The sequence below is a fragment of the Devosia sp. T2-14 genome (assembly GCF_055397495.1).
On sequence record NZ_AP027921.1, the window covers coordinates 3,345,289 to 3,371,418 of the forward strand.

Genomic DNA, 26,130 nt, shown 5'->3' on the forward strand with positions numbered 1-26,130 from the left:
CCCAAGAACTGGACACTCAACGATGGCCGACGGCTTCTATCAGCGCTTCCAAGATCAATATGATGCTGGAAAGTCGCAGATTGTCTGGCGTCGCATCGTTGCGGACCTCGAGACGCCGATCGGCACCTACCTCAAGCTGGCCGAGGACCGGAAGAACACCTTCCTGCTGGAGTCCGTCCAGGATGGCACGACGCGTGGCCGCTATTCGATCATCGGCAGCCAACCCGACGTGATTCTGAAGGTCGAGGCGGGGACCGCTTCGATCAACCGCTCGGCCCACGTCAGCGACTCCGCCTTCGAGCCCCTCCCTGACCTGCCGCTCGATGCCCTGCGAAAGCTGGTTGCTGACAGCCAGATCGAGGTTCCCGAAGGCCTGCCGCCACAGTCGGCCGGCATCTATGGCTTTCTCGGCTACGAGATGGTCCGCTATATGGAAGTGCTGCCCGACAGCAATCCGGACGACCTAAAGCTGCCCGAGGCGACGCTGATCCGCCCGTCGCTTCTGGCGATCTTCGATACGCTCAAGGATGAGCTCTACCTGACGGCGCCGGTCTATGTTCGCGACGGCGTTTCGGCCAAGCAGGCCTATGAAGCCGCAGAAGCCCGCATCGATGACGCCATCGGCCGCCTTGGCCGGGCGATGCCGGCGACGCCCGCCCTGCCCGATCTCGAAGCTATCTCGGTCAAGAGCAACACCAGCCGCGACGAGTATTTCGCGATGGTCGCCAAGGCCCAGGAATACATCACGGCCGGGGACATTTTCCAGGTCGTGCTGAGCCAGCGCTTTGAAGCCGACTTCGATCTGCCGCCGACCGCGCTCTACCGCGCGCTGCGCCGGACCAATCCCAGCCCCTACATGTATTTCCTCGATTTCGGCGACTTCGCCGTTGCCGGATCGAGCCCGGAAATCCTGGTGCGCGTGCAGGATGGCGAAGTCACCATCCGCCCCATCGCGGGCACTCGCAAGCGTGGCTCTACCCCGACCCGGGACCAGGAACTGGCCGCCGAACTGCTGGCTGACCCGAAGGAACTCGCAGAACACCTGATGCTGCTCGACCTGGGCCGCAACGACGTCGGCCGCGTCGCCAAGACCGGCACGGTCAAGGTGACCGACAAGTTCTTCCTCGAATACTATTCGCACGTCATGCACATCGTCTCGAATGTGGTGGGCGAGCTGGATCCCATCCATGATTTCGTCGACGCGCTGTCGGCCGGTTTCCCTGCGGGCACAGTCTCGGGCGCGCCAAAGGTGCGGGCGATGGAAATCATCGACGAACTGGAGAAGTCGCGTCGCGGCATCTATGGCGGCTGCGTCGGCTACTTCGGGGCCGACGGCACGATGGATACCTGCATCGTGCTGCGCACCGCCATCCTGAAGGACGGCAAGCTTTACGTGCAGTCCGGTGCCGGCATCGTCGCAGACAGCCAACCCGAACTCGAGCAGATGGAATGCGAAAACAAGGCTCGCGCCCTTTTCAGCGCGGCCGAGGAAGCGCTACGCTATGCTGGCGAGGCGAGGATCGGGCAATGATGGCGCAGGTATTGTTTCAACATCGATGGCGGGGCTGGTTCTGAAACCGAACCACTAGTCCTACTTTGCGCGTTGGAAACAGAAAATGACCCGCACCCTCGTCATCGATAACTACGACAGCTTCACCTACAACCTCGTCCACTTCCTGGGCGAACTTGGCGCGGACATCACCGTGCGCCGCAATGACAAGATCACGCTCGATGAAATCGCCGCCATGGCGCCCGAAGCCATCGTGCTGTCGCCGGGCCCCTGCACGCCTAACGAGGCCGGCATCTGCCTCGCGCTGATCGAGCGCTTCAAAGGCGAAATCCCGATCCTTGGCGTGTGCCTCGGCCATCAGGCCATCGGACAGGCCTTGGGCGGCGAAGTGATCCGCGCACCGCATCTGGTGCATGGCAAGACCAGCAAGATCCACCATACCGGCAAGGGTGTGTTCCGCGGCCTCAACAACGACTTTGAGGCGACGCGCTATCACTCGCTGATTGTGCGGCAGGAAAACCTTCCCGACGCGCTCGAAGTGACGGCAACCACCGATGATGGCCTGATCATGGGCATGCAGCACGTGTCGCTGCCGATCCACGGCGTGCAGTTCCATCCCGAGAGCATCGCCTCGGAAAACGGCCATGCGCTGCTGCAGAACTTCCTCAACCTGGCCCGCGACTTCAACCAGAAGCGAGCCGCGTGATGGATATCAAGCAAGCCCTCCACAAGATCGCCGACGGCAAGGACCTCACCGGTGAGGAAATGCGCAGCGTCATGCGCATCATCATGTCCGGCGAGGCTACTGCCAGCCAGATCGGCGCCTTCCTGATGGGGATGCGCGTCAAAGGCGAGAGCGTTGGCGAAATCGCCGCCGCCGTGTCGATCATGCGCGAGCAGATGATTACCGTTGAAGCGCCTGAAAACGCCGTCGATATCGTCGGTACCGGTGGTGATGGCGTCGGCAGCCTTAATATCTCCACGGCAACCGCTCTGGTCGTTGCCTCGGGTGGCGTGCCGGTGGCCAAGCATGGCAACAAGGCCCTGTCGTCCAAGTCCGGCTCGTCGCAGGCTCTCGAAGCGCTGGGCGTCAAGCTCGACCTGACCCCGCAGGAAATCGCCCGCACCATTTCGCTGGCCGGCATCGGCTTCATGTTTGCGCCCAGCCATCACCCGGCCATGCGCCATGTGGGCCCGGCACGCGCCGAACTCGGTGTGCGCACCCTGTTCAACCTGCTTGGACCGCAATCAAATCCTGCGGGCGTTCGCCGCTATCTGCTTGGGGTCTATTCCCCACAATGGGTGGAACCGGTCGCAGCAGCACTGCTCGCCAACCGCGCCATCAAGGCGTGGGTGGTGCATTCGAGCGAGGGCCTGGACGAGCTTTCGACGTCCGGTCCCAATTTCGTGGCGCAGATCGCTGGCGGTGACCTGCGCAGCTTCGAACTGCATCCCGAACAGGTCGGCCTGCGCTTGACCGATCCTAAGGACCTGCTCGGCGGAGAGCCGGCAGAAAACGCCGCCGCCATCCACGCGCTGCTCGACGGTGAGCCCAGCGCCTATCGCGACACCGTGGTGCTCAATGCGGGCGCCGCCCTGCTTGTCGCCGACAAGGTTGCCACAATCGAGGACGGCATCGCCATGGCCGCCGGCCTCATCGACAGCGGCAAATCCAAAGCAACACTCGCCCGCCTCGTGGCGGTATCGAACGGACGAGAATAATGACCGATATCCTCAAGCAGATCGAATCCTACAAGCGCGAGGAAATCGCCGCCGCAAAGGCCATGCGCCCGTGGGCCGAGGTGGTGGCTGAGGCCCATGACCAGCCCGCGCCGCGCGGTTTCATTAGGGCGATCGAGGCCAAGCGCACGCAAGGGCACTATGCCCTGATCGCCGAAGTCAAAAAGGCCAGCCCCTCCAAGGGGCTGATCCGCCCGGACTTCAACCCGGCCGAAATCGCCCGCAGCTACGAAACCGCCGGCGCTGCCTGCCTCTCCGTGCTGACCGACCGCCCGAGCTTTCAGGGCTCGCCGAGCTATTTGATCGAGGCACGCGCCGCCACTCAGTTGCCGGTGCTGCGCAAGGACTTCCTGTTCGAAACCTATCAGGTCGCCGAGGCCCGCGCCTGGGGCGCCGACTGCATCCTGATCATCCTGGCAGCCGTCGATGACGACGCGGCGCGTTATCTGCTCGATGCCGCCCACGAATGGGGCATGGACGCCCTAGTGGAAGTGCACGACCAGCTCGAGCTTGATCGTGCGCTCGGGCTCGACGCCAAGTTCATCGGCATCAACAATCGCAACCTGCGCACGTTCGAAACGACGCTGCAGACCTCGGTCAACCTGGCTGCCGGCGTTCCCAAGGGCACGCTTCTGGTCAGCGAAAGCGGCATCTCGACCCATGATGACGTCCTGAAGCTTGATCGCGAGTCCGGCATTGGCACATTCCTCGTCGGCGAAAGCCTGATGCGCCAGCATGACGTGGTGGCGGCAACCCGCGCGCTGCTGATGGGTGCGCCGCAGGCGGCACTCTGATGACCGGGGGCCTTACGCACCTCAATTCCAGGGGCGAGGCCCATATCGTCGATATTGGCGACAAGGCGGTAACGCGCCGCCGCGCCGTGGCCCAGGCCCGCATCGTCGCCCTCCCCGAGACCGTCGCCACCATCATGGCCGGCGGCCTCAAAAAAGGCGACGCGCTTGCCGTGGCGCGGGTTGCCGGCATCATGGCCGCCAAGAAGACCTCGGATCTTATTCCGCTCTGCCACCCAATTCCGCTGACCAAGGTGAGCGTCGAGATTGCGCAGGATGGCGAAAATGCCATCCTCATCCACGCCACGGCCGAGACCACTGGCCAGACCGGCGTTGAAATGGAAGCGCTGCTGGCGGCATCCACATCGGCGCTGACGCTCTTTGATATGGCCAAGGCGATCGACCGGGCCATGACCGTGACCGACATCTGCGTGCTGGAGAAATCCGGCGGCAAATCAGGCGATTTCACCCGGACATGAGCCTGCTTCCTGTCGACGACGCCATTGCCGCCATCCTCAAACGCGTGCCCGCGCCGCAGGGCGAAACCGTGCCGCTGCAGGAGGCAGCCGGCCGGGTGCTGTTCGCCCCGATCATTGCCACGCACGACCAGCCCCCGTTCAACGCAAGCGCCATGGACGGCTACGCCCTCCGCGCCGCCGATATCGTGGACGGCCACAACCTGTCTGTTATCGGCACCTCGCAGGCCGGAGCGGGCTTTGCGGGGACTGTGGGCCCGGGCGAGGCCGTGCGTATCTTCACCGGCGCGCCGGTGCCCGAGGGCGCAGACACCGTCATCATGCAGGAAGAGGCCGTCGTGAACGGCTCCATGGTCCGCTTCACCGTCCCTGCCCGCCGCGGCCACAGTGTGCGTCCGCGCGGCAACGACTTTGCCACCGGTCAGCCTCTGGTGGCACCCGGCGCACGCCTCGGCCCCATGCACCTCGCCGTCGCCGCAGCGGCCAATATGGGTGAACTGAGCGTCGCGAAACGTCCACGCATCGCCCTGCTGGCGACTGGCGATGAGCTAGTTCTGCCCGGCGCCGAGCTTGGTCCCGACCAGATCGTGGCCTCCAACAGCTTTGGGCTGGCGCCCCTGCTGGCGCCCTACGCCGAAACGGTTTCTGACCATGGCATCGCCCGCGACGACCGCTCGGCGCTACGAAGCAAGCTCGTCGAGATCTTCGCCGGCGAACCCGACATTCTGGTCACCACAGGCGGCGCCAGCGTCGGGGACCACGATATCGTGCAGGAAATCCTGCTCGAACTGGGCGTTACCCTCGACTTCTGGCGCATCAACATGCGCCCCGGAAAACCGCTGATGTTCGGCATGCGCGGCAAGACGCTGATCTTCGGACTGCCCGGCAACCCGGTCTCGGCTATGGTGACGGCGCTGGTGTTCATCCGCCCGGCCCTGCGAAAGTGGCTCGGTTATGCCGAACCGACGCGCTGGCACCTGCCCCTGGCGTCTGCCACGCCACCGAATACTGCGCGGCGCCACTTCATGCGCGCCCGCCTCGTTCACACGACGACGGGCCCGGTGCTGGAGCCCATCAGCCAGACCGACAGCGGCCACACGTCCTCGCTCGCCGCGGCCGACATGCTAATCATCCAGCCTGAGAACGATCCCGGCCAGCCCGCCGGCACCATCGTTGAGGCCATGCCGATCGACGACTTCTGACGCCCAGCTCGAAGTCGCAGCGCGAATACTTCATTTTCGTGGGATATTGCGGAACATAACTGGAACACGTATAGTCGTTCTGTCTATGTTCCGATTCTCTCATCGAGGGGCCCATGCTCACGCGCAAACAACACGAGCTGCTGATGTTCATCCATGAAAGGATGAAAGAAAGCGGGATTCCGCCGTCCTTCGATGAAATGAAAGACGCGCTCGATCTTGCGTCGAAATCGGGCATCCACCGGTTGATCACAGCGCTGGAAGAGCGCGGCTTCATCCGCCGCCTGCCCAACAGGGCGCGCGCGCTTGAAGTGGTCAAGCTGCCCGACTCCATGAACCCCTCGCTCGGAGGCCGCCGCGCCCGGTTCGAGCCATCGGTCATCGAAGGGAACCTGGGCAAGGTCGCGACGCCCCCCTCGCGCGTCACCGCCGCCGAAGATTATGCCCGGCCGGTGTCGATCCCGGTCATGGGCCGCATCGCTGCCGGTACGCCCATTGAAGCCATTCAGAACCACTCCCACACCATCATGGTTCCACCCGAAATGCTGGGTGCAGGCGAGCACTATGCACTCGAAGTGCGTGGCGACTCGATGATCGAGGCCGGGATCTTTGACGGTGACACCGTGCTCATCAAGAAGCAGGACGCAGCCAGCACCGGCGAGATTATCGTTGCTCTTGTAGACGATGAAGAAGCCACCCTTAAGCGCCTGCGCCGCAAGGGTAATACTGTGGCACTTGAAGCCGCAAACCCGGCCTACGAAACCCGGATCTTCCCGCCCGACCGCGTCAAGGTGCAGGGCCGTCTCGTCGGCCTGCTGCGCAAATACTGAGCCGCTTTTGATCTCGCGGTTGAGCTGCTGCTCGTCCGCCACCTCTTTCAGCTGGTAATGCCGTGAAGCCTCGACCGTTTTAGGACGGAACGAGGCTTTGGCGTTTCCTCCGCATGGCTGATCAGTTACCCGGGCCGTCGAGTGGCTCTGGCTGGGCAAGAGGCCATGCTCGGTCACTGAAATGACACCACCGCGAAACTGCGATCGCCAATCCAGCCAGAATTAGGCGTTCGCTTGAAGCACTCGCGGCCGTCCACCGGCGGTGGTCTACGGCGCTCAACCTTCAGGCAGCGTTGTTTGGGGTCGCTTCGGCGATTTCAACTGTGTCCACTACCGTTTCGTGGGTTCTCGCCGCAGACCAGCGCGAAACAATCACATCGCCGAATTTACTTGCGCCAGCAATTTGTTCTCCTGCCCAGGTCTGCGCGAGACCTTGCGGTCGACGGCGTTCCGTGCAATAAAGCGGCATACGTTTTCAGCCTAAGTCGGCTGCTGATGCCGGTACGCCGGACCTTGGCTTCCTTCTCTATCATGCGAACGTTACCTCTCATTGGCATGTTGCCACCGAGAAACTGGCTCGTTCGCTGATGCTACGAGCAAAAGGAAACTACTATGGCCCTGATCACCGGCACCGTTAAGTTCTTCAACACCACCAAGGGCTTCGGCTTCATCTCGCCCGAAAACGGCGGCAAGGATGCCTTCGTCCACATCTCCGCCGTTCAGCGTTCGGGCCTCCAGGGCCTCTACGAGAACGACAAGGTGACCTACGAGCTCGAGACCGGCCGTGACGGCAAGGAATCGGCAACCAACCTGACCCTGCTCTAGTAGCATCAGGCTGTATGCAGCGAGCGCGCTTCGGTGCTGCTCGCGAGAGACCACCGTGCTTCTGGCGCGGTGGTTTTTTTTGTTTTGGCGTGTCGCTCGCGTTGTTCCCGCGAAGCGGCGACGCCGCACAAACAAAAAGGCCCGCACGTAAGCGGGCCTCTGTTATGCGGGAACTAAGCTGCCAGGCGACTAGTGGTTGTCGCGCGGAAGACCTTCTGTCTGGGCGATGCGCTGGTACTTCTCGGCGGGCCGCAGGATCGCGCCCTCGCCGAGCTGGGTGACGAGCCCGCGCTGGATTTCCTGCCATGGCGTCTGGTGCTTGGGGTATTTGTACCCGCCAGCAGCCTCAAGCGCGACACGGCGCTGCGCGATCTCTTCATCGCTGATCAGGATATTTGCCTGGCCCTTGTTGAGGTCGATGCGCACCCGGTCCCCGGTCTTGAGGATGGCGAGATTGCCGCCCGCCGCCGCCTCGGGCGAGGCGTTGAGAATGGACGGTGAACCCGAGGTGCCCGACTGCCGGCCATCGCCGATGCAAGCCAGCGAGCTGATGCCCTTCTTGATGAGATAGGCAGGCGGCCGCATGTTCACCACTTCCGCGGCCCCCGGATAACCAATTGGCCCGGCGCCGCGCATGAACAGCAGTGTGTGCTCATCGATCTCCAGCGAAGGGTCGTCGATCCGGTGGTGATAGTCCTCAGGACCATCGAACACCACCGCCTTGCCTTCGAACATGCCCGGATGTACCGGGTCCTTGAGGTAGCGGTCGCGGAACTCGCTGGAAATCACCGATGTCTTCATGATGGCGTTGTCGAACAGATTGCCACGCAGCACGAGGAACCCTGCCTCGGCCTTGAGCGGATTGTCGAAGTGCCGGATCACCCGGTCATCCTGGATGACAGTGTTGCGGCAGTTTTCACCCATCGACTTGCCGTTGACGGTGGGCGCATTCTCGCGGATCAGGCCCTGCCCCATCAGCTCGTTGACCACCGCGGGCACGCCGCCGGCATGATAGTAGTCTTCGCCGAGATACTCACCGGCCGGCTGCAGGTTGACCAGCAGCGGCACCTTGTGGCCGTGCTCCTGCCATTCATCGATATCGAGGTCGACACCGATGTGACGCGCGATGGCGTTGATATGGATCGGCGCATTGGTCGAGCCGCCAATGGCGGAATTGACCGTGATCGCGTTGATGAAGTTGTCCTTGGTCAGGATGTCGGACGGCTTGAGGTCCTCATGCACCATGTCGACAATCCGCTTGCCGGTGCGATAGGCCATTTCCTGGCGATCGCGGTAAGGCGCAGGGATGGCCGCCGAACCCGGCAGCTGCATGCCCAGCGCTTCGGCCAGCGAGTTCATGGTCGTTGCCGTACCCATGGTATTGCAAAACCCGGTCGAGGGCGCAGACGACGCCACCAGCTCGATGAACTGGGCATAGTCGATCTCGCCGGCGGCCATCATCTGACGGGCCTTCCAGATAATCGTGCCGGACCCGGTGCGCTCGCCCTTGTGCCAGCCATTGAGCATCGGCCCGACCGACAGCGCGATGGCGGGGATATTGACCGTTGCCGCGCCCATCAGCATGGCAGGCGTGGTCTTGTCGCAACCGATCGTCAGCACCACGCCATCCAGCGGATAGCCATAAAGCACTTCCACCAGGCCGAGATAGGCCAGGTTCCGGTCGAGCCCCGCAGTCGGGCGCTTGCCGGTTTCCTGGATCGGGTGAACGGGAAACTCGATGGCAATGCCACCCGCCTCGCGAATGCCCTCGCGCACGCGCTCGGCCAGCACGATGTGGTGGCGGTTGCACGGGCTGAGATCGGAGCCCGTCTGCGCGATGCCGATGATCGGCTTGTTGGACTGCAGCTCTTCGCGCGACACGCCAAAGTTCATGTAACGCTCGAGATAGAGCGCCGTCATGTCTGGATTGTCGGGATTATCGAACCAGGCGCGGGAACGCAGTTTCTTGGGCGCCTCGCCGTTTCCTGCAGTCATTTCGTTTGTCCTCATTGGTCGCAGCCGCGTTACGCGTCCGCATTGCATTTGGATGCCGTTCTACCATGGCTTAGGCCGGAGAGAACACGATTCCAGTAAAAAATCATACAATTGAGATATGGCGAAAATTAAGAGCAGCGGATATGTCATAACGCGCTGAAAATCTTACCAAACGAGGTGACCGCGAGGCACTTTCGCGGTGTCCTGAGGCCCTGCCCGGGACGAAGAATCGCACTGGCTGAAAACACATGCGGTCAGTACGGTTCGTTGCGAACGGACTATGCGGCGAGGAATACGCGTGACGGAACATACTGACTGGGTTGCCGTGGACTGGGGAACGTCGAACCTCCGGGCCTGGGGCATCGGTGCCGACGGATCGGTGACATTCGAAAAATCTTCGCCAAAGGGCATGGGCAAGCTGGCGCAGGCGGAATTCCCGGCCGCGCTTGCCGAGGTCGTCGACGGTGTCACTGCCGGGCGTAGCGGCGAACTCGATGTGCTGATCTGCGGCATGGCCGGTGCCCGCCAGGGCTGGATGGAGGCCCCCTATCTCGAAGCGCCGACCGACCTGCGCGGCCTGCTCGATGGCGCCGTTCATCCACAAATGCCGAACCAGGCCATCAGGGCCTCCATCCTCCCCGGCGTTTGCCAGAAGGGTGGCGCCGACAACGTCATGCGGGGCGAGGAAACCCAGTTGCTCGGTCTGGCCGCCTTGCGGCCCGGTTATTCCGGCGTCGTCTGCATGCCGGGAACCCACTCCAAATGGGCGCAACTGAGCGGCACGCGCATCGAGAGCTTCTCCACCGCCATGACTGGAGAAATGTTCGAGGTGCTGCGCGCCCATTCCGTGTTGCGCCACTCCCTCGATGGCGACCTCGATGGTCCGGGCCGCGAAAAGGGTTTTGCCACCGGCGCCGCGGCGGGGCTGGAGCATCCTGAGCGACTGCTCGGCACCCTGTTCCAGGTGCGCGCCTCCTCGCTCCTTTCGGCCCGCAAGCCTGATTGGTGCGCCGGCTACCTCTCAGGCTTGCTGATCGGCACCGAGATTGGCAGCAATCGCCACCTGATCGGCGATCAACCCGTGCCCCTGATTGGTTCGTCAGCGCTTTGCGCACTCTATGCGCAGGTGCTGGAGATGATCGGCGCCAAGGGCGAACCCCAGAACGCCACCGAAATCGTCGTTGCTGGCCTCAAGGCTGCGCGCAGTTTTGCCGCCTAATCGGAGTTCATGTTCATGAACCATCGCCACATCATCGCCATTCTGCGCGGCATCACGCCTGCTGAAACCGTCGGGGTCTGTGAAGCACTGATCGCCGCCGGGATCACCATGATCGAAGTGCCGCTCAACTCCCCCAATGCCCTGACCAGCATTGCGCAGGCATCCAAGGCACTGAGCAGCAAGGCCGCTATCGGCGCCGGCACCGTGCTCAGCACCGAAGACGTCAACGCCGTCGCCAAGGCCGGCGGCAGCTTCATCGTCTCGCCCGACGCCAATGACGAGGTGATCGCAGAGACCGTGCGCCTCGGCCTGCAGTCCTATCCCGGCGTATTCACGCCTACCGACGCCTTCCGCGCCATAAGGGCGGGAGCGAGCGGGCTGAAGTTCTTCCCGGCCGAGGTGCTGGGCCCCAAGGGCATCAAGGCGATGAAGGCCGTGTTGCCGCCTGCCGTGCCGGTTTATGCCGTAGGCGGCGCCAATCCCGACAACTTCGGCGAGTACTTTGCCGCCGGTTGCGCGGGCTTTGGGCTGGGAACTTACATCTACAAGCCCGGCATGACTGTCGAGCAGGTGGCCGAGCGAGCTGCTGCGGCCGTCGCGGCCTATGACGCGGGTCTCGCCAAATGACGGATACAGCCAAGCTGCTCATCGACAGCCAGTGCGCGCTCGGCGAAGGCCCGATCTGGCACCCGGGACGGCAGGAGCTGTTCTTCTTTGACATCAACGAACAGATCCTGACCTCGGCCACCGCCGCAGGCGAGATCACCAACCAGTGGATGTTCAACGAGATTGTCACCGCCGCCGCTATCCTCGATGAGGACACGCTGGTGCTGGCCACCGAGTTCGGACTGAAGGGTTTCCAGATTTCCACCGGCGGCATCGCCCCGCTTGAGGACATCGAATCCGACAAGGCCGAAACGCGCAGTAATGATGGCCGGGTCCATCCGTCGGGCGCGTTCTGGATTGGCACGATGGCCAAGGGCGAAGCTGAAGGCCCCGTCGGCGCACTCTATCACTATCGGGCGGGCCAATTGACGACGCTGAAGTCGGCGGCGCGCATTCCCAATGCCACCTGCTTCTCTCCCGATGGCCGCATCGCCTATTGGACCGACACGCCGACCATGAAGATCATGCAGTGCCCGACCGATCCGGAAACGGGCCTGCCGACCGACGACTGGACCCTGTTTGCCGACGTCACCGGCCACCGCGGCTACCCGGACGGCGCCGTGGTGGATAGCGAAGGCTACCTGTGGAACGCCCGCTGGGGCGGCTCCTGCGTGGTGCGCCACGCGCCCGATGGCTCGATCGACCGGATCATCGAAGTCCCTGTGAGCCAGGTGACCTGCCCGGCCTTTGGCGGCCCGGAGCTTAAGACGCTGTTCATCACCACCGCCAGCAAGGGCCTGAGTTCAGATCAACTGGCGGCCGAAAAGGTGGCAGGTGGCGTGTTTGCCATCGACGTCGACGTTGCCGGCCTGCCCGAGGCAACCATCACACTTTGAGAGCTTGAGCCATGACCTCCCCAGCGCTGGGCGTTTGTTACTATCCGGAACACTGGTCCGAAGACCTTTGGGATCGCGACGCCGCCCGCATGGCGGAGGTTGGCATCAAGTGGGTGCGCATCGGGGAGTTTGCCTGGTCGCGGCTTGAGCCGACGCCCGGCAACCTCACCTTCGACTGGATCATCCGGGCGATGGATGTGCTTGGCCGCCATGGCCTGAAAGTGGTGTTCGGTACACCCACAGCCACGCCGCCGCGCTGGATGGTCGACAAGCATCCCGAGATGCTGGCGGTGGACGCAGCCGGTCGGCGCAAGGGGTTCGGCTCGCGCCGGCACTACGACTTCTCCTATTTGCCCTATCGCGAGGAATCCGCCCGCATCACGCGGCTGCTGGCTGATGCCGTCGGTGACCACCCGGCGCTGGGCGCCTGGCAGACGGACAACGAATATGGTTGCCACGGCACGACCTATTCCTACTCCCCGGCAGCCGAAGCGGGCTTCCGGCAATGGCTGGCCGACAAATACGGCACCGTTGACGCGCTCAACACGGCCTGGGGCAACGTCTTCTGGTCCATGGAATACAATCGCTTCGACCAGGTCGAACTGCCCAACCTGCTGGTCTGCGAGGCCGCACCGGCGCACGACCTCGACTTCCGGCGCTACGCTTCCGACCAAGTCGCCGCGTTTAACAAGGTTCAGTACGACATCCTCAAGGCCAAGCGCCCTGACTTGCCGGTGATCCACAATTTCATGGCGCGCTATTCCGAGTTCGACCACTACGACGTGGCCAAGACGCTTGATGTGGCTAGCTGGGATGCCTATCCGCTTGGGCACCTCGCCGTCGGCGATGAGCCTGCCGAGGTCAAGCGCCTCTACTTGCGCCAGGGCGAACCAGATTCCCAGGCGTTTCACCACGATCTCTATCGCGCCGTCGGCCATGGCCGCTGGTGGGTAATGGAGCAGCAGCCGGGGCCGGTGAACTGGGGCAGTTTCAATCCAGATCCACTGCCCGGCATGGCCCGCCTCTGGGCCTGGGAGGCATTTGCCCACGGCGCCGAAGTGGTCTCCTATTTCCGCTGGCGGCAGGCGCCGTTTGCGCAGGAGCAGATGCACGCCGGCCTGCTTCGTCCCGATAGCGAACCAGCGCCCGCCTATCACGAGGCCATGCAGGTGGCCGAGGAACTCGCCAGCACCGGCATAACAGGCGCGGCGGGCAAGGGCCGGGTCGCCATTGTCTATGACTATCAGAGCGAATGGGCCTGGGAGGTCCAGCCGCAGGCCAAGGGCTTCAGTCACGGGGCGCACGTTCGCGGGCTCTACGCGGCCTTCCGCAAGCACGGCATCGACATCGACATCCTGCCACCAAGCACGAAGAGCTTTGCCGGCTACGGCATCGTGGCCATCCCGGCCCTGTTTGCCTGGAACGATGACCTGCGCACTGCCATGACCGAGTTCGAGGGCCAATTGCTGATCGGGCCGAGATCTGGCTCGAAGACGCGGAACTTCTCGATCCCCACCAGCCTGGCGCCCGATCTGCCGGCCAATCTGCTCGACGTGAAAGTGATGCGCGTCGATAGCATCGACCCATCAATCGAGGTCGAAGTGCGCGGCGGCGGTGGCACTGTGCGACACTGGCGTGAGCGCATCGAGACCAAGGCCGATGTGGTCATCGAAGATGACGAGGGCTGGCCCGTGCTCGTGTCGCAGGGCAAGCTTGCCTATCTGGGCGCAAGCGGCAGCAAGGCGCTGGTGCAACGGGTGGCGGACTATCTGATCGCCGCGGCCAATCTGCCCACGCTGAGCCTGCCCACTGGCGTTCGGTGCCGCACCCGCGGTGGCTTCCGCATCTATGTGAACTACGGCGCAGGCCCGGCTACCATCACTCTGGCCAAGGATGAAGCCGGCTACGTGCTCGGCGGAGCCGACATGCCCCCCGCCGGGGTCACTGTGGCGAAACTCGCCAAGGGCGCGTGAGGTTCGGAATAGCGGTGCGCACGTCAAAGCGTTCCGCCCCGCTATTCCATCTCAACCAGTGAACCCCACCGGCAGACAACGCGCCGGTATCGATCACCATCCCGCCAAGACACGTCGCCGGAACACGCATACGGGCGATGAGCAAATCATGCTGCCCGCAATCCTCCGCAAACGCGGCGCGGCTGCGCACGACGGCCACCGAATAATCGTCGGTCGAGGCAATGCAACCGAGGCTGTCGCAGCGAACGCCCTCGGCCATGCCCGCGATCGGCTCCTGATAATGCTGGCTCCACACATCTACGGCAAAGCTCCCCGGGCGACCCGTAACCAATCCCATACCGGTAGCCGTCCGCATCGCCACGGCCTGAGTTGAATCGGCGATCAACAGATCAGGACGCTGGTCGAGCCCGGCCAGAAGGATCAACGGCACAGCGACGGCCGGGCCGAGCATGCGCCACCAGGAATTGAGAAAGGCAAACCACGCCAGCGCCGCCAGGCCAATGACCAGCGCCCAACCGGTCAGCAATGGGTTGCCGGTCAAGCCCTCGCTCCAGCCTGCCACTAGGTCAGCGCCACCAACCATCAGGTCAATTCCCCAACCCATTATCCCAACGGCCGGCCCCTCGATCCCGAAAGGCATGGCCAGCACGGACAGCACGGCAAAAGGCATGATGATGAGGCTGACGACCGGAAGCACCAGCACATTGCCGATCACGCCAAGCGGTGCCGTCTGCTGAAAGTGATAGGCCGAGAACAGGAGCGTCGCCGTCCCGGCGATGAAACTGGTCGACGCTGTCGCCCAGACGGTTCCCCACACCCGCTGTCCCCAGTTGCGATCCTCCGGGGCGCCAAGGCGCGGCATTTCATAAACCCCGATCAGCGCCACCACGGCCGCAAACGACAGCTGGAAGCTGGCGCGGAACACGCTGGCGGGATCGATCAGGATAATCGCGATGGCGGCGATGGCCACGTTGCGCATGGTGAGGGCACGGCGGCCGGCCAGAACGGCGCCAAAGATCAGCCCCAGCATCAGCGTCGAGCGCAGCGCCGGAACGTTGTTGATGCCGCCCGCCAGCAGCAGATATCCGGCCGCAGCGACTATGCCCCCAACGGCAGCGATCTTCTTCACCGGCCAGCGGCTGGCGGTGGCCGGAATCGCAGCGAGCAACCAGCGCAGCAGGAAGAACGTTCCGCCCGCGACGATCGAGAGGTGCAACCCCGAGATGGAGTAGATATGCGCCAGCCCCGACGCAGCCATCACCTCGCGGGTCTCATCATCGATGGCGCTCTGATCGCCCACCACCATGGCCCGGCCGATGGCCGCCGAGGGCCCATCCAGCACAGCATCGATGCGAGCACCGATGCCCATGCGCAGCCCTTCAATCATGCGCGTGGCGTCAAGCTCATCCCCCAGCGCCACCCGGGCGAAATCACTGGTCACTGCGCCATAGGCGCCGATCCCAGCGAAATAGGCGTGGAACTGCCCGTCAAACGCCCCGGGCAGCACCGGCCCGGGCACCGGCGCCAGCCGCACCTTTGCCCGGATCACGTCACCCGGCCCCAATGGCGGCTCGGGCGGCACGACAAGCCTTGCGCGCACGATATGCACCGGGCGATCGCCCGCCACTGGAACAAGCCCCGACACAACAACCCGCTGCCCCTCGGCCGTCGCGGAGAGTATTTCGTCCACGTGCGCTTCATACTGCCCATAGGCCGGGCGGCTCAGCATGGTCGTGCCAAACCAGGAGCCGTGCAGCGGCAGCAGGCAGAACCCCACCCACCCGGCGACCAAGAGGCTCAGCAGCGGCAAGGCCGGCGAGCGCCACATGCGTACGACGCACAGCGCCAGCAGGGCCGCCACGACGCCAAGCGCCCAGATAGAAGGCTCGCCCGGCAAGGTTGCATAGCTGATGAGACCGGCAATCATGGCAAAGGGCAGCTGCACAAACAGCCGCCGCTCGCGGCAGGCTTTTTCTATCCCGAAATCGCCCCAAACTGGGCGCAGAAGGCGCTCTCGTGGCGCCTGACGCGTCGGCAGACCGCTGCGCCTTGGCACGAGCACCAGCCATGCTTCACGCTCGCGTGTTTCGGCCCCCGCGCCCCACATTGCCCCTGCCCTTGCGCTCGTGCCCCTCTATGCTACACACGGCCCACACACTCTCCAAGCATTCCGGTCACATGTCCCAGGTCGTTACTCGTTTCGCCCCATCTCCCACCGGCTACCTGCATATCGGTGGCGCCCGCACGGCTCTGTTCAGCTGGGCGTTCGCCCAGAACCAGGGCGGCAAGATGCTGCTGCGTATCGAAGACACCGATCGCGAACGCTCCACCGAAGCTGCTGTCGTCGCACTGATCGATGGCCTCAAATGGCTCGGACTCAATTGGGAAGGCGAGCCGATCAGCCAGTTCGGCCGCGCCGACCGCCATGCCGAAGTCGCGCACGAGCTAGTGAAAATGGGCCACGCCTATTATTGCTATTGCTCGCCCGCCGAACTCGACCAGATGCGCGAAGATGCCCGCGCCGCCGGCAAGCCCCCGCGCTACAACGGCTACTGGCGGGACCGCGACCCCAGCGAGGCGCCAGCCGACGTCGCGCCCGTGGTGCGCATCAAGGCCCCGCTGACCGGCGAGATCGTGGTCGACGACCATGTGCAGGGCAAAGTCGTGTTCAAGACCGAGAACCTCGACGACTTCATCATCCTGCGTTCGGACGGCACCCCGACCTATATGCACGCCGTTGTAGTCGACGACCACGACATGGGCGTCACCCACATCATCCGTGGCGACGACCACCTGACAAATGCTGCGCGTCAGATCATCATCTACAATGCGATGGGCTGGACCGTGCCGGAGATGGCCCACATCCCGCTGATCCACGGCCCCGATGGCGCCAAGCTCTCCAAGCGCCACGGCGCCCTTGGCGTCGAGGCCTATCGTCAGATGGGCTATCTGCCCGCGGCCCTGCGCAACTACCTCGCCCGCCTCGGCTGGAGCCATGGCGACGATGAGATTTTCTCGACGGAACAGATGGTTGAGTGGTTCAGCCTCGATGCCCTCAACAAGGGCGCGGCGCGCTTCGACTTCGTCAAGCTCGAGAACATCAACGGCCACTACATCCGCGAATCCGATCCGGCTTACCTCTACGACGTGATGGTTGCGACCGCTGCCGAAGTCGGCCGCCAGGTCGACGTGGACGGCCTGATCGCCAACAAGGCAACAGTGCTCAGCGCCCTGCCCGAATTGCAGCCGCGCGCCAAGACGGTGCTGGAGCTGATCGACCTAGCCCAGTTCATCTATGCAACGCGCCCACTAGCCATCGATGCCGCGGCCAGCGCCTTGCTGACCACAGATACGCGGGCTGTGCTGAAGGATATGGCCGAGGCCCTGCGCGGCCTCAATGACTGGTCGGTACCGGCCATCGACGCTGCCATGCGCGCCCTGGCCGAAGCCAAGGGACTCAAGTTGGGCAAGCTGGCCCAGCCCCTGCGGGCCGCATTGACCGGACGCACCGTGTCTCCGGGCATCTTCGAAGTGATGGTGCTGATCGGCCGGGACGAAAGCATGGCGCGACTAGAGGACCAAATCGACGCTGTCTAGTGCTAATAGGAGGGTAAGCCTTGCTTACCCTTTTATTGCGGCGCAAAGGCAAAACCTGATACCGTTCGCACGCAGCTAAAACTGCCCAGTTTACGGCCCTTTTCAGACCGGTTGGTGGTCTGAAAAGCGAGCCTTCGAGGAGAGCTAAATGACCGAGCAAGTCGCCAAACTCGTCATCGGGGACCAGACCCACGAATTTCCTGTGCTTTCTGGAACCGTGGGGCCGGATGTAATCGACATCCGATCTCTGTATGCCAAGACCGGTATGTTCACTTACGACCCGGGCTTCACCTCGACTGCAGCGTGCGACAGCGCGATCACCTATATCGACGGCGACAAGGGCGAACTGCTCTATCGCGGCTACCCCATCGAGCAGCTGGCAGCCAAGAGCAACTATCTCGAAGTCTGCTACCTGCTGCTCTACGGCGAGCTTCCCAACAAGGCCAAGATGGCTGAATTCGAGGAAGTGGTAACCCGCCACACCATGGTGCATGAGCAGATGCACTATTTCTACCGTGGCTTCCGCCGCGACGCCCACCCGATGGCCGTCATGACCGGCGTCGTTGGCGCTATGGCCGCCTTCTACCACGACTCAACCGACATCAACGATCCCGAGCAGCGCGAGATCGCCTCGATCCGCATGATCGCCAAGATGCCGACGATAGCAGCTATGGCCTACAAGTATTCGGTCGGCCAGCCCTTCGTCTATCCGCGCAACGATCTCGATTACGCGTCGAACTTCCTGCACATGTGCTTCTCGGTGCCCGCCGAACAGTACAAGGTCGACCCGCGCATCGCCCGCGCCATGGACTTGATCTTCACGCTGCATGCCGACCACGAGCAGAACGCCTCGACCTCGACCGTGCGCCTGTCCGGTTCGTCCGACGCGAACCCGTTCGCCTGCATCGCCGCCGGCGTTGCCTGCCTCTGGGGTCCAGCTCATGGCGGTGCCAACGAAGCCGCGCTCAACATGCTCAAGGAAATCGGCACCGTTGACCGCATTCCCGAGTTCATCGCCCGCGCCAAGGACAAGTCCGACCCGTTCCGCCTGATGGGCTTTGGTCACCGCGTCTACAAGAATTACGATCCGCGCGCCAAGGTGATGCAGGAAACTGCTCGCGAAGTGCTCGACATTCTCGGCGTAGAAAACAACCCAACCCTGCAGGTTGCCCGCGAACTCGAAAAGATCGCGCTGGAAGACCCATACTTCGTTGAGCGCAAGCTCTACCCGAACGTGGACTTCTACTCGGGCGTCATCCTCGATGCGATCGGCTTCCCGCGCTCGATGTTCACCGTGCTGTTCGCCGTTGCGCGCACCGTCGGCTGGATCTCGCAGTGGAAGGAAATGATTGCCGATCCGCAGAAGAAGATCGGCCGTCCGCGCCAGCTCTACAACGGCTCGGTCGCTCGCGACTACGAACCGCTCAGCAGCCGCTGATCTCTAGCCCAATGCGCAAGGACCCGGTCTGCCGGGTCCTGCCGGGGGAAGTCGACCTCCCCATTCTGCATCAGTTCCGAAAGCTCGCCAAAGGCACCAATCTGGTCCTGGCGGGCTTTTTTGTTGTCCAGCAGGGCAATAACTGCCGCCCCAAGCGCCGCCGCATCCGGTGACGACTGCACGAGTTCCGGAATTGCGGCTCGATCCAGGATGATGTTAGGCAGCGACACGGCAGGACTGCCAAGCTTGGCATAGGCGCGGCTTTGGTGACTGTCGAGCACATAGCTCACCACCATCGGCACCTGCGCCAGAGCCAACTCGAGCGTCACGGTCCCCGATACAGCCAGCGCCAGGACGGATTGCTGATAGAGTTCGGCCCGCGCTGCCCGATCGGAAACCACGCGCACCGGCACTCGCCATGACGACACTTCGCGCGTCAAACGTTCAGCGAGCGCAGGCAAGGTCGGGATCACGATCCCATCGACCGATGGATGATCGACGAGCCCCTCGGCAATCTGCCGGAAAAGCGGCAGGTGGCGGCGCAACTCACCATCGCGACTGCCCGGCAGCAGGATCAAAGGCCCACGCTCCACGGCATTGCGCGTCAGCCGCTCACCCAAAGCGGGGTGGCCGACATAGCTGGTCGGCGGGCCGCCGAGGCGCTGCATCACCGCGGGCTCAAACGGCAAGACCGCCAGCACTTCATCAAACAGTGGCTTGAGCTTGGCCGCCCGCTGCGGCGCCCGGGCCCACACGGAGGGCGCCACATAGAGAATGGTGCGCCCCCGGAATCCCAACTGCTTGAGGCGCTTCGCCAGCAACTTGGAAAAATCCTGCGCGTCGACGAGCACGACGATATCGGGATTGGCCTTGCGAATTACCCTGGCCGTCTGCTCGATGCGCCACAGCAGCAGCGGCAGGCGCATCAGCACATCGCTGATGCCCATGACGGCAAGGTCGTGCATTGGGAATATCGAGCGCAACCCCTGCGCTTCGAGCTCATGGCCGCCCACCCCGATAAAGGCGAGCGGCACACGCTGCTTGAGCCGGGCCACCAGATCGGCGGCAATACGATCACCTGACGGTTCGCCCGCCAGGATGAACAGCTTGAGGCGTTCGGCCATGCCCTCGGGTTCGGCTCCCCCCGTTGGCGCGCTCATTTATTCGGCGTCGTGGCCGTTGCGCGGCAGCAGGATCGGACGATCCGAAGCGGCAGCGATGAAGGCAACGACGTCCTGCACCAACTGATCGCCCTTGAACAGCTCGGCCGCATCCTCGACGCGCTCGCGCAGTGTGCCTTCGCTGGCGAAGATCATGCGGTAGGCTGCGCGAAGGCGGTGAATAGCTTCTCGATCGAACTTGCGGCGCTTAAGGCCAACCAGGTTGAGACCGGTCAGAGCCGCACGATTGCCGACGGCCATGCCATAGGGAATGACGTCGCCATCAACCATGGACTGGGCACCGATAAAGGCATGCGCGCCAATCCGGGTGAACTGGTGGATCACGCAAGTGCCGCCGAAGATCACGTTGTCGCCGACATGAACGTGCCCGGCCACGCCGACATAGTTGGCCATGATGACATTGTTGCCGATGATAGCATCATGCGCCACGTGGGCACTGGCCATGATCAGGCAATCATTGCCGATCTTGGTCAGCATGCCGCCACCTTCCGTACCCGGATTGATGGTGACCGACTCGCGAATAACGCAGCGCTCACCGATCTCCAGGCGCGATTGCTCACCGTGATACTTCAGATCCTGCGGGCGGTGCCCGACGGAAGCGAACGGAAAAATCTGCGTGCCAGCACCCACCTCGGTATTGCCGTCGATGGACACATGCGAGACCAGCTCGACATCGTCATGGAGCACGACATTGTCGCCGACAATGCAGTACGGCCCAATCTTGACGCCCTTGCCCAGGCGGGCGCCTGAGCCGACGATTGCCGTGGGGTGGATGGTGGCGTGGCTCACGAAGTAGCCTCGATGATCATCGCAGTGATTTCAGCTTCGGCAATGATGGCGCCGTCAACGATAGCCTTGGCTTCGTAGCGGCCGACATTGCGACGACGCTGGATCTTGGCGATGTGGAACTCGATGGTGTCGCCCGGGCCGGCAGGCTTGCGGAACTTCGCCTTGTCGACGCCCAGCATGAGCACGACATTCTTGCGATCATTGCCGGCGGAGTCGTGCTTGATCACGATGGCGCCGGCGGTTTGAGCCATGGCCTCAATGATCAGAACGCCCGGGAAAATCGGGTTCTCCGGGAAGTGCCCCTGAAAGATCGGCTCGTTGAAGGTGACATTCTTGATGCCAACAGCCGTCTGGTCGCCGTCAATCTTGATGATCTTGTCGATCATCAAGAACGGATAGCGGTGCGGCAGGCTTTTCAGAATCTCGGCAATGTTCATTGCCGTGAGCTCGGTGCTCGCTGTTACGCTATCGGTCATGCCCGCTTTTCCCCCTTGGAAAGTTTCCGCATCGTGGCGAGTTCTCGCCAGAAATCTCTTATATCCTGCGCCGGCGCACCGGCAAGTTTACTGCCCGCGGGCCAGTCCTTGGTCACAGCCGCGCGGCCATGCACCACCGAACCCGCCCCGATGGTCAGGTGACCGGACGTGCCGACACCACCACCCAGCAGAACCCCGTCCTCGACAATAGTCGAGCCGGAGAGGCCACTCATTGCTGCAATCAGGCAATTTCGGCCAATCTTGCAGTTATGGCCGATCTGCACGAGGTTATCGATCTTGGTTCCGTCGCCGATCATGGTGTCGCCCAACGCGCCGCGATCGATCGTGCTATTGGCACCGACCTCGACGCGATCCTGGATCAACACACGGCCGAGTTGGGGAACCTTGCGATTGGACCGACCGAAGTCGAGCCAGCCAAACCCTTCGGTGCCAATACGCACACCGGAGTGAATGACGACGTCATTGCCGATATGCGCGCAATCGATGGTGCAGTTGGCGGCAATGGTGCTGTTACGCCCAATGGTGACCCCTGCCCCAATGACCGTATTGGCGCCGATGACCGTGCCGCGGCCAATCTCGACCCCTGCCCCGATAACGACATTTGGTCCGATCAGCACGTCTTGCTCGATCAGCGGATCACCCAGATCGCCGCGACCGGCGGCGATAATCGCGCGGGTGCTGGACGGATAGAGGTGATCAAGAATTTCAGCAAACAGATGGTGCGGACGATCGCTAACGATGGCCATGCACCCTTCGGGGACAAGATCGACCAGCGAAGGCAGAACAATCACCGCACCCGCAGCCGTTTTGCTCAGCTGCTCGGAATAGTTGGTGTGGGCGGCCAGGGCCAACTCACTACCATCGGCGAGGGAGAGCTCGGTCGCCCCTTCGATTGAAAGGTCAGGATTTGGCAGGCCCGCCAGCATGTCGCTGCGGCCAAGGGCAGTCAGAATAGCTCCGACCGAGAAGGGACCAGCGAAGCGATGAAAACGGGTATCGACCATAAGGTGCCACTTAAAAAGAATTGAGCCGCGGCGCTACCGCCCCGCGGCTCAATGAACTGTCTCACGCCGGATTGGCTAGAACAAGGTCGACATGGTCAGCTGGAAGACCTGGGTACGATCCGAGGTCGACTTGTTCAGCACGTGGGCGAAGTCGCCACGCAGCGGACCAAACGGGCTTTCCCAGATCAGGGAGGCACCGATCGACGTACGCCACGGAACGTCGACGCTGTTCGGGTCAACCACGTTGCCAGCAGCCAGGCGCGGCGTGTTCACGCCATCAACCCAAGCAGCATCTGCCCACACAGCACCCGACAGGCCGTAGCTTTCCGGAATGCCCGGGATCGGGAACTGCAGTTCAGCAGACACACCGGCATAGGCCACGGCACCGAGATATTCGCCGGTGGTGAGGCGCGGGCCAAGGCCACGGCCTTCGAAGCCACGGATCAGCTGCGTGCCAGGAGTGAAGGACTCCACGGAGTGGACGCCGTTGCCGCTCATGTCGTTCACGATACCAGCCGTGCCACGAACGCTGGCAACAATGCCACTGTCGTCGATCACTGGCACGAAGTAGCGCGCACGGCCTTCGCTCTTGATCAGGCTATGGTCCCAACCGATGTACTGCTGGCTGAACGTTGCGATCAGGCCTTCAGTCGGCTTCTTGGCATTGTCGAGCGTGTTGTAGGTCAGGCTGTAGCCGACGAAGCCCTTGTAGAACTCATTACCGTTGGCAACGATGGTCGAGAGCGGCGCGTCAGTATCCTTGATGACCTTGCGTTCCATGCCGGCAAACACAGTCGCCGACAGGTCGCGGGTCAGCGGGATGCCTGCACGGAGCTGGCCACCAGTGGATTCCGAACCGTAGAAGCTCGCAGCGGTTTCTTCGCTGATGCGGTGGTACACGTCGACGCCGGTCGAAACATTGAGACCCATGAAGCGAGGCTCAGTGAACGAGAAGTCGAAGGTACGGCCGGCCTGCGATGCACCGATGGCAGCGCGGAGGTACTGGCCCCGACCAAGGAAGTTGCGTTCCGTCAGCGACACTTCACCAAGGATACCATCCTGGGTCGAGTAGCCGGCGGTCGCGCCGTATTCACCCGTCGAGGATTCGGTCACAGCAATGTTGATGACAACCTTGTCTGCAGACGAGCCAGGACCGGTGGTGACGTCGATGCCCGAGAAGAAGCCCAGAGCCTGGATCTTTTCACGGCCACGAACCATCAACGCACGGTTGAAGGGGTCGCCTTCAGCGAACTCCAGCTCACGACGGATCACGAAGTCACGGGTCTTGGTGTTGCCGGTGATGTTGATGCGCTCGACATAGACGCGTGCACCCTCGTCCACCAGATAGGTGACCTTGAACGTGCCATTGGCAACATCGCGATCGAGGCGAGCACGGACATCAGCGAAGGAGTAGCCCTGCGAAGCAGCTTCGTAGGCCATGTCCTCGATGGTCTTCTGCAGATCGGAGACCGAGTAGTTACCGCCCTTGCCAGTCTGCACCGTGCCGCGCAGCGCATCGGTGTTAAGACCGTTGATGCTGGTTTCGATACCGACGTCCGAGAACTTGTACTTCTGGCCTTCATTGATCGTGAAGTTGATGAAGTATGCATTCTTGGTGGCGTCATATTCGCCGACCGAAGTCACCTGCGCATCGGGATAACCACGATTGGCGTAGTACAGACGCAGGCGCTCACGATCGACGGCGAGCTTGCGCTCGTCATAACCGTCATCCTTGAACAGCCAGCTCAGGATACCGGTTTCCTTGGTGAGCAGCGTGCCCTTCAGGTTACCAGCACCGATGGAATTGTTGCCCGTGAAGTTGATCGCAGCGATGCCCGCGCGATTGCCTTCATTGACATTGAAAATGACGCGAACACGACCATCAGCGGTCGGCTCGGTGCGGGCGGTCACTGCAACCGAAAGGAACCCGTCGCGATCATAAGCCTGACGGATGCTCTCGATATCCGCAGCTACGCGACGCTGGCTGTAGATGCCGGAAGCCGACACATCGACCATGGCGAGCAGCTGGGCATCGGAGAAGCGGCGATTGCCCTCGAACAGGACGGAGCCGACCAGTTGCTCCTGGGCCTGAGCAGTCGCAACGCCAAGAAGCGGAATGCTGGGTACGGCGATCGGCGCTGCACCCAGTATGGCAAGCGCTAGGAAAGCGCTGCGCATCAGCTTGGTGGATTGGATCATATTGTTATTGCCTTCTGCGACCAGGCCCGGAGAATCGCCATGCACAGCGCTCCCCCAAGCTAACTCCATTGCACCGTTTTACCGTCTTTTTAACCAAGGACAAGGCGGAAGCCTCGACGCGGTTAGCAAATGATTGGTGCGCTTGTATTCCTGCAACACCTTGCGAACCAAGGTTAACCAAGGGTTAGCCGAGACTTCTCAAGTATGCGAACAGGGTGTCGTTAAAGAGCGTGAACACCATGAGCGCGAGAACCAGGGCGAATCCGAACCGGAACCCTATTTCCTGCACCTTCATGCTGAGCGGTCGCCCCCTGACGGCCTCAACCAGATAATACAGAAGATGCCCGCCGTCGAGCATGGGCACCGGCAAAAGGTTGAATATCCCGATATTCAGCGACAACAGCGCCATCAGATTGATCAGCGCCACGATCCCCAAAGTGGCGACTTCCCCGGAAACCTTGGCGACTTTCACCGGCCCGCCGAGCTGCTCAACGTCCCCTCGCCCGACGAAAAAGTCGCCGAGAAAAGCCGCAGTGCGCTGGATGATGAAGCGGATTTCCTCAACCGTCATCCCGATCGCCTCGACCGGACCAGGCCGATAGAGCGTCACATCAGTCTGCTCGACACTGCGGCTGACGCCGATTCTGCCAATCTTCTGCGTATTGCCGAAGCGGTCATCGACTTCGACAACCTCAGGCACCAGCACGATGGTTTTGCTGGCAGTGCCGCGCTCGAGATCGATGGTAACCGGACGCGCCGGGCTGGTGGCAACGAGACGCTGGAAGTCCTCGAATCCACGAACAGCATAGCCATCCACCGACACGATCACGTCGCCGGGCTCAAGGCCGGCAGCCTCCGCAACCGAACCGGCAATCACCTCACCGACAACCGGCGGGATGGTGTAGCGGCCATAACCCAGCAGCAGCGCGTAGAGGATAAGAAAGGTCAGGATCACATTGGCGACCGGCCCGGCCACCACGACAGCAATGCGCTGCCAGACATTCTTGTTGGCGAACAGCTTGGGCGCCAGCTCCGGATCGACACTCGCCAGCGCTTCCTGATCAGGAACACTGGCGGCATTCATATCCCCCACGAAACGCACATAGCCGCCGAGCGGAATTGCCGAGATGCGCCAGCGCGTACCGTTCTTGTCGTCCCAGCCAATAAGTTCCCTGCCGAACCCGACCGAGAAGGTCTGGATGGCCACGCCATTCCACCGGGCTACCAGGTAGTGCCCCATCTCATGCACGAACACGATGACCGTGATGACCGCCAGGAACGGCACGACATAGGACAATAGCCAATAGATGAAGTCGAACATGGTCTTCCTTGCTTGGGCCAGCGCAAACCGAATGCGCCTGCGGC

22 protein-coding genes are annotated in these 26,130 nt (G+C 62.6%); 14 read left to right on the forward strand and 8 right to left on the reverse strand.

The genetic code is table 11. The annotated features are described in order from the left end of the window. The first annotated feature begins 22 nt into the window (after window positions 1-22). The 8 genes from trpE to ACZ5WT_RS16465 all read left to right on the forward strand — a co-directional run bounded on the left by trpE (window position 23) and on the right by ACZ5WT_RS16465 (window position 7,371). On the forward strand, window positions 23-1,531 hold the full coding sequence (gene trpE / locus ACZ5WT_RS16430; RefSeq protein WP_464284846.1) for an anthranilate synthase component I: 1,509 nt from the start codon (window positions 23-25) through the stop codon (window positions 1,529-1,531). A gap of 85 nt (window positions 1,532-1,616) precedes the next feature. After that, on the forward strand, window positions 1,617-2,216 hold the full coding sequence (locus ACZ5WT_RS16435; protein WP_464284847.1) for an anthranilate synthase component II: 600 nt from the start codon (window positions 1,617-1,619) through the stop codon (window positions 2,214-2,216). Beyond that, window positions 2,213-3,232, forward strand: coding sequence for an anthranilate phosphoribosyltransferase (gene trpD, locus ACZ5WT_RS16440; RefSeq protein WP_464284848.1), 1,020 nt, complete (start codon window positions 2,213-2,215; stop codon window positions 3,230-3,232). The genes ACZ5WT_RS16435 and trpD overlap by 4 nt, the downstream gene beginning before the upstream one ends. Continuing rightward, window positions 3,229-4,044, forward strand: coding sequence for an indole-3-glycerol phosphate synthase TrpC (gene trpC, locus ACZ5WT_RS16445; protein ID WP_464287230.1), 816 nt, complete (start codon window positions 3,229-3,231; stop codon window positions 4,042-4,044). Before trpD ends, trpC begins: the two co-directional genes overlap by 4 nt. Then, on the forward strand, window positions 4,044-4,520 hold the full coding sequence (moaC, locus tag ACZ5WT_RS16450) for a cyclic pyranopterin monophosphate synthase MoaC (RefSeq protein WP_464284849.1): 477 nt from the start codon (window positions 4,044-4,046) through the stop codon (window positions 4,518-4,520). Before trpC ends, moaC begins: the two co-directional genes overlap by 1 nt. Then, the gene (locus ACZ5WT_RS16455; protein ID WP_464284850.1) at window positions 4,517-5,719 is read left to right on the forward strand and encodes a molybdopterin molybdotransferase MoeA; all 1,203 of its coding nucleotides are present in this window, start codon (window positions 4,517-4,519) and stop codon (window positions 5,717-5,719) included. Before moaC ends, ACZ5WT_RS16455 begins: the two co-directional genes overlap by 4 nt. Before the next feature lie 113 nt (window positions 5,720-5,832). Then, window positions 5,833-6,546, forward strand: a complete 714-nt coding sequence (gene lexA, locus ACZ5WT_RS16460) for a transcriptional repressor LexA (protein ID WP_464284851.1) — start codon at window positions 5,833-5,835, stop codon at window positions 6,544-6,546. Window positions 6,547-7,158: 612 nt separating this feature from the next. Then, window positions 7,159-7,371, forward strand: a complete 213-nt coding sequence (locus ACZ5WT_RS16465; protein WP_056230464.1) for a cold-shock protein — start codon at window positions 7,159-7,161, stop codon at window positions 7,369-7,371. 189 nt (window positions 7,372-7,560) lie between these two features. On the opposite strand, the gene ACZ5WT_RS16470 is transcribed toward ACZ5WT_RS16465, so the two are convergent. Then, window positions 7,561-9,366 carry an IlvD/Edd family dehydratase gene (locus ACZ5WT_RS16470; RefSeq protein WP_464284852.1) on the reverse strand — a complete coding sequence of 602 codons (1,806 nt, stop codon included), beginning with the start codon at window positions 9,364-9,366 and terminating at the stop codon, window positions 7,561-7,563. A 298-nt stretch (window positions 9,367-9,664) separates the two neighbouring features. On the opposite strand from ACZ5WT_RS16470, the gene ACZ5WT_RS16475 reads away from it, so the two are divergent. From ACZ5WT_RS16475 to ACZ5WT_RS16490, 4 genes are read left to right on the forward strand one after another with little or no spacing between them, the layout of a single operon-like run. Then, window positions 9,665-10,585 carry a 2-dehydro-3-deoxygalactonokinase gene (locus tag ACZ5WT_RS16475; RefSeq protein WP_464284853.1) on the forward strand — a complete coding sequence of 307 codons (921 nt, stop codon included), beginning with the start codon at window positions 9,665-9,667 and terminating at the stop codon, window positions 10,583-10,585. 15 nt (window positions 10,586-10,600) lie between these two features. Continuing rightward, window positions 10,601-11,212 (forward strand): 2-dehydro-3-deoxy-6-phosphogalactonate aldolase, encoded by a 612-nt coding sequence (locus ACZ5WT_RS16480; RefSeq protein ID WP_464284854.1) that lies wholly within the window; start codon window positions 10,601-10,603, stop codon window positions 11,210-11,212. Continuing rightward, complete coding sequence (locus ACZ5WT_RS16485) at window positions 11,209-12,087, forward strand: SMP-30/gluconolactonase/LRE family protein (protein WP_464284855.1); 879 nt, start codon at window positions 11,209-11,211, stop codon at window positions 12,085-12,087. Before ACZ5WT_RS16480 ends, ACZ5WT_RS16485 begins: the two co-directional genes overlap by 4 nt. Before the next feature lie 11 nt (window positions 12,088-12,098). Next, entirely contained in the window at window positions 12,099-14,060 is a 1,962-nt protein-coding gene (locus ACZ5WT_RS16490; protein WP_464284856.1) for a beta-galactosidase, read from the forward strand. Here the strand turns inward: ACZ5WT_RS16490 and ACZ5WT_RS16495 are convergent. Further along, window positions 14,029-16,005 (reverse strand): ComEC/Rec2 family competence protein, encoded by a 1,977-nt coding sequence (locus ACZ5WT_RS16495; protein WP_464284857.1) that lies wholly within the window; start codon window positions 16,003-16,005, stop codon window positions 14,029-14,031. The two genes, ACZ5WT_RS16490 and ACZ5WT_RS16495, sit on opposite strands and share 32 nt — an antisense overlap. A gap of 233 nt (window positions 16,006-16,238) precedes the next feature. Between ACZ5WT_RS16495 and gltX the strand changes: the two genes are divergently transcribed. Together gltX and gltA are read left to right on the forward strand one after the other, a co-directional pair. Beyond that, a complete protein-coding gene (gene gltX / locus ACZ5WT_RS16500; protein WP_464284858.1) occupies window positions 16,239-17,657 on the forward strand; it encodes a glutamate--tRNA ligase in 1,419 nt (472 codons plus the stop codon). Between the two features lie 148 nt (window positions 17,658-17,805). After that, a complete protein-coding gene (gltA, locus tag ACZ5WT_RS16505; protein ID WP_464284859.1) occupies window positions 17,806-19,095 on the forward strand; it encodes a citrate synthase in 1,290 nt (429 codons plus the stop codon). Here the strand turns inward: gltA and ACZ5WT_RS16510 are convergent. The 6 genes from ACZ5WT_RS16510 to rseP form a co-directional block, all read right to left on the reverse strand. After that, entirely contained in the window at window positions 19,071-20,255 is a 1,185-nt protein-coding gene (locus ACZ5WT_RS16510; protein ID WP_464284860.1) for a lipid-A-disaccharide synthase, read from the reverse strand. The genes gltA and ACZ5WT_RS16510 overlap by 25 nt on opposite strands. Then, a complete protein-coding gene (gene lpxA / locus ACZ5WT_RS16515; protein WP_464284861.1) occupies window positions 20,256-21,065 on the reverse strand; it encodes an acyl-ACP--UDP-N-acetylglucosamine O-acyltransferase in 810 nt (269 codons plus the stop codon). It lies immediately after the preceding gene. Next, complete coding sequence (fabZ, locus tag ACZ5WT_RS16520; RefSeq protein ID WP_464284862.1) at window positions 21,062-21,541, reverse strand: 3-hydroxyacyl-ACP dehydratase FabZ; 480 nt, start codon at window positions 21,539-21,541, stop codon at window positions 21,062-21,064. Before fabZ ends, lpxA begins: the two co-directional genes overlap by 4 nt. Continuing rightward, a complete protein-coding gene (gene lpxD, locus ACZ5WT_RS16525) occupies window positions 21,538-22,566 on the reverse strand; it encodes a UDP-3-O-(3-hydroxymyristoyl)glucosamine N-acyltransferase (protein WP_464284863.1) in 1,029 nt (342 codons plus the stop codon). The genes fabZ and lpxD overlap by 4 nt, the downstream gene beginning before the upstream one ends. 75 nt (window positions 22,567-22,641) lie before the next feature. After that, complete coding sequence (gene bamA / locus ACZ5WT_RS16530; RefSeq protein WP_464284864.1) at window positions 22,642-24,765, reverse strand: outer membrane protein assembly factor BamA; 2,124 nt, start codon at window positions 24,763-24,765, stop codon at window positions 22,642-22,644. A gap of 184 nt (window positions 24,766-24,949) precedes the next feature. Then, window positions 24,950-26,086, reverse strand: coding sequence for an RIP metalloprotease RseP (gene rseP, locus ACZ5WT_RS16535; RefSeq protein WP_464284865.1), 1,137 nt, complete (start codon window positions 26,084-26,086; stop codon window positions 24,950-24,952). Window positions 26,087-26,130 lie beyond the last annotated feature (44 nt).

Coding starts and splice junctions, on each gene's coding strand:
- trpE (WP_464284846.1), top strand. CDS start 23: ATGGCCGACGGCTTCTATCAGCGCTTCCAAGATCAATATGATGCTGGA.
- ACZ5WT_RS16435 (WP_464284847.1), top strand. CDS start 1,617: ATGACCCGCACCCTCGTCATCGATAACTACGACAGCTTCACCTACAAC.
- moaC (WP_464284849.1), top strand. CDS start 4,044: ATGACCGGGGGCCTTACGCACCTCAATTCCAGGGGCGAGGCCCATATC.
- ACZ5WT_RS16455 (WP_464284850.1), top strand. CDS start 4,517: ATGAGCCTGCTTCCTGTCGACGACGCCATTGCCGCCATCCTCAAACGC.
- lexA (WP_464284851.1), top strand. CDS start 5,833: ATGCTCACGCGCAAACAACACGAGCTGCTGATGTTCATCCATGAAAGG.
- ACZ5WT_RS16465 (WP_056230464.1), top strand. CDS start 7,159: ATGGCCCTGATCACCGGCACCGTTAAGTTCTTCAACACCACCAAGGGC.
- ACZ5WT_RS16470 (WP_464284852.1), bottom strand. CDS start 9,366: ATGACTGCAGGAAACGGCGAGGCGCCCAAGAAACTGCGTTCCCGCGCC.
- ACZ5WT_RS16480 (WP_464284854.1), top strand. CDS start 10,601: ATGAACCATCGCCACATCATCGCCATTCTGCGCGGCATCACGCCTGCT.
- ACZ5WT_RS16485 (WP_464284855.1), top strand. CDS start 11,209: ATGACGGATACAGCCAAGCTGCTCATCGACAGCCAGTGCGCGCTCGGC.
- ACZ5WT_RS16490 (WP_464284856.1), top strand. CDS start 12,099: ATGACCTCCCCAGCGCTGGGCGTTTGTTACTATCCGGAACACTGGTCC.
- gltX (WP_464284858.1), top strand. CDS start 16,239: ATGTCCCAGGTCGTTACTCGTTTCGCCCCATCTCCCACCGGCTACCTG.
- gltA (WP_464284859.1), top strand. CDS start 17,806: ATGACCGAGCAAGTCGCCAAACTCGTCATCGGGGACCAGACCCACGAA.
- ACZ5WT_RS16510 (WP_464284860.1), bottom strand. CDS start 20,255: ATGAGCGCGCCAACGGGGGGAGCCGAACCCGAGGGCATGGCCGAACGC.
- fabZ (WP_464284862.1), bottom strand. CDS start 21,541: ATGACCGATAGCGTAACAGCGAGCACCGAGCTCACGGCAATGAACATT.
- lpxD (WP_464284863.1), bottom strand. CDS start 22,566: ATGGTCGATACCCGTTTTCATCGCTTCGCTGGTCCCTTCTCGGTCGGA.
- bamA (WP_464284864.1), bottom strand. CDS start 24,765: ATGATCCAATCCACCAAGCTGATGCGCAGCGCTTTCCTAGCGCTTGCC.
- rseP (WP_464284865.1), bottom strand. CDS start 26,086: ATGTTCGACTTCATCTATTGGCTATTGTCCTATGTCGTGCCGTTCCTG.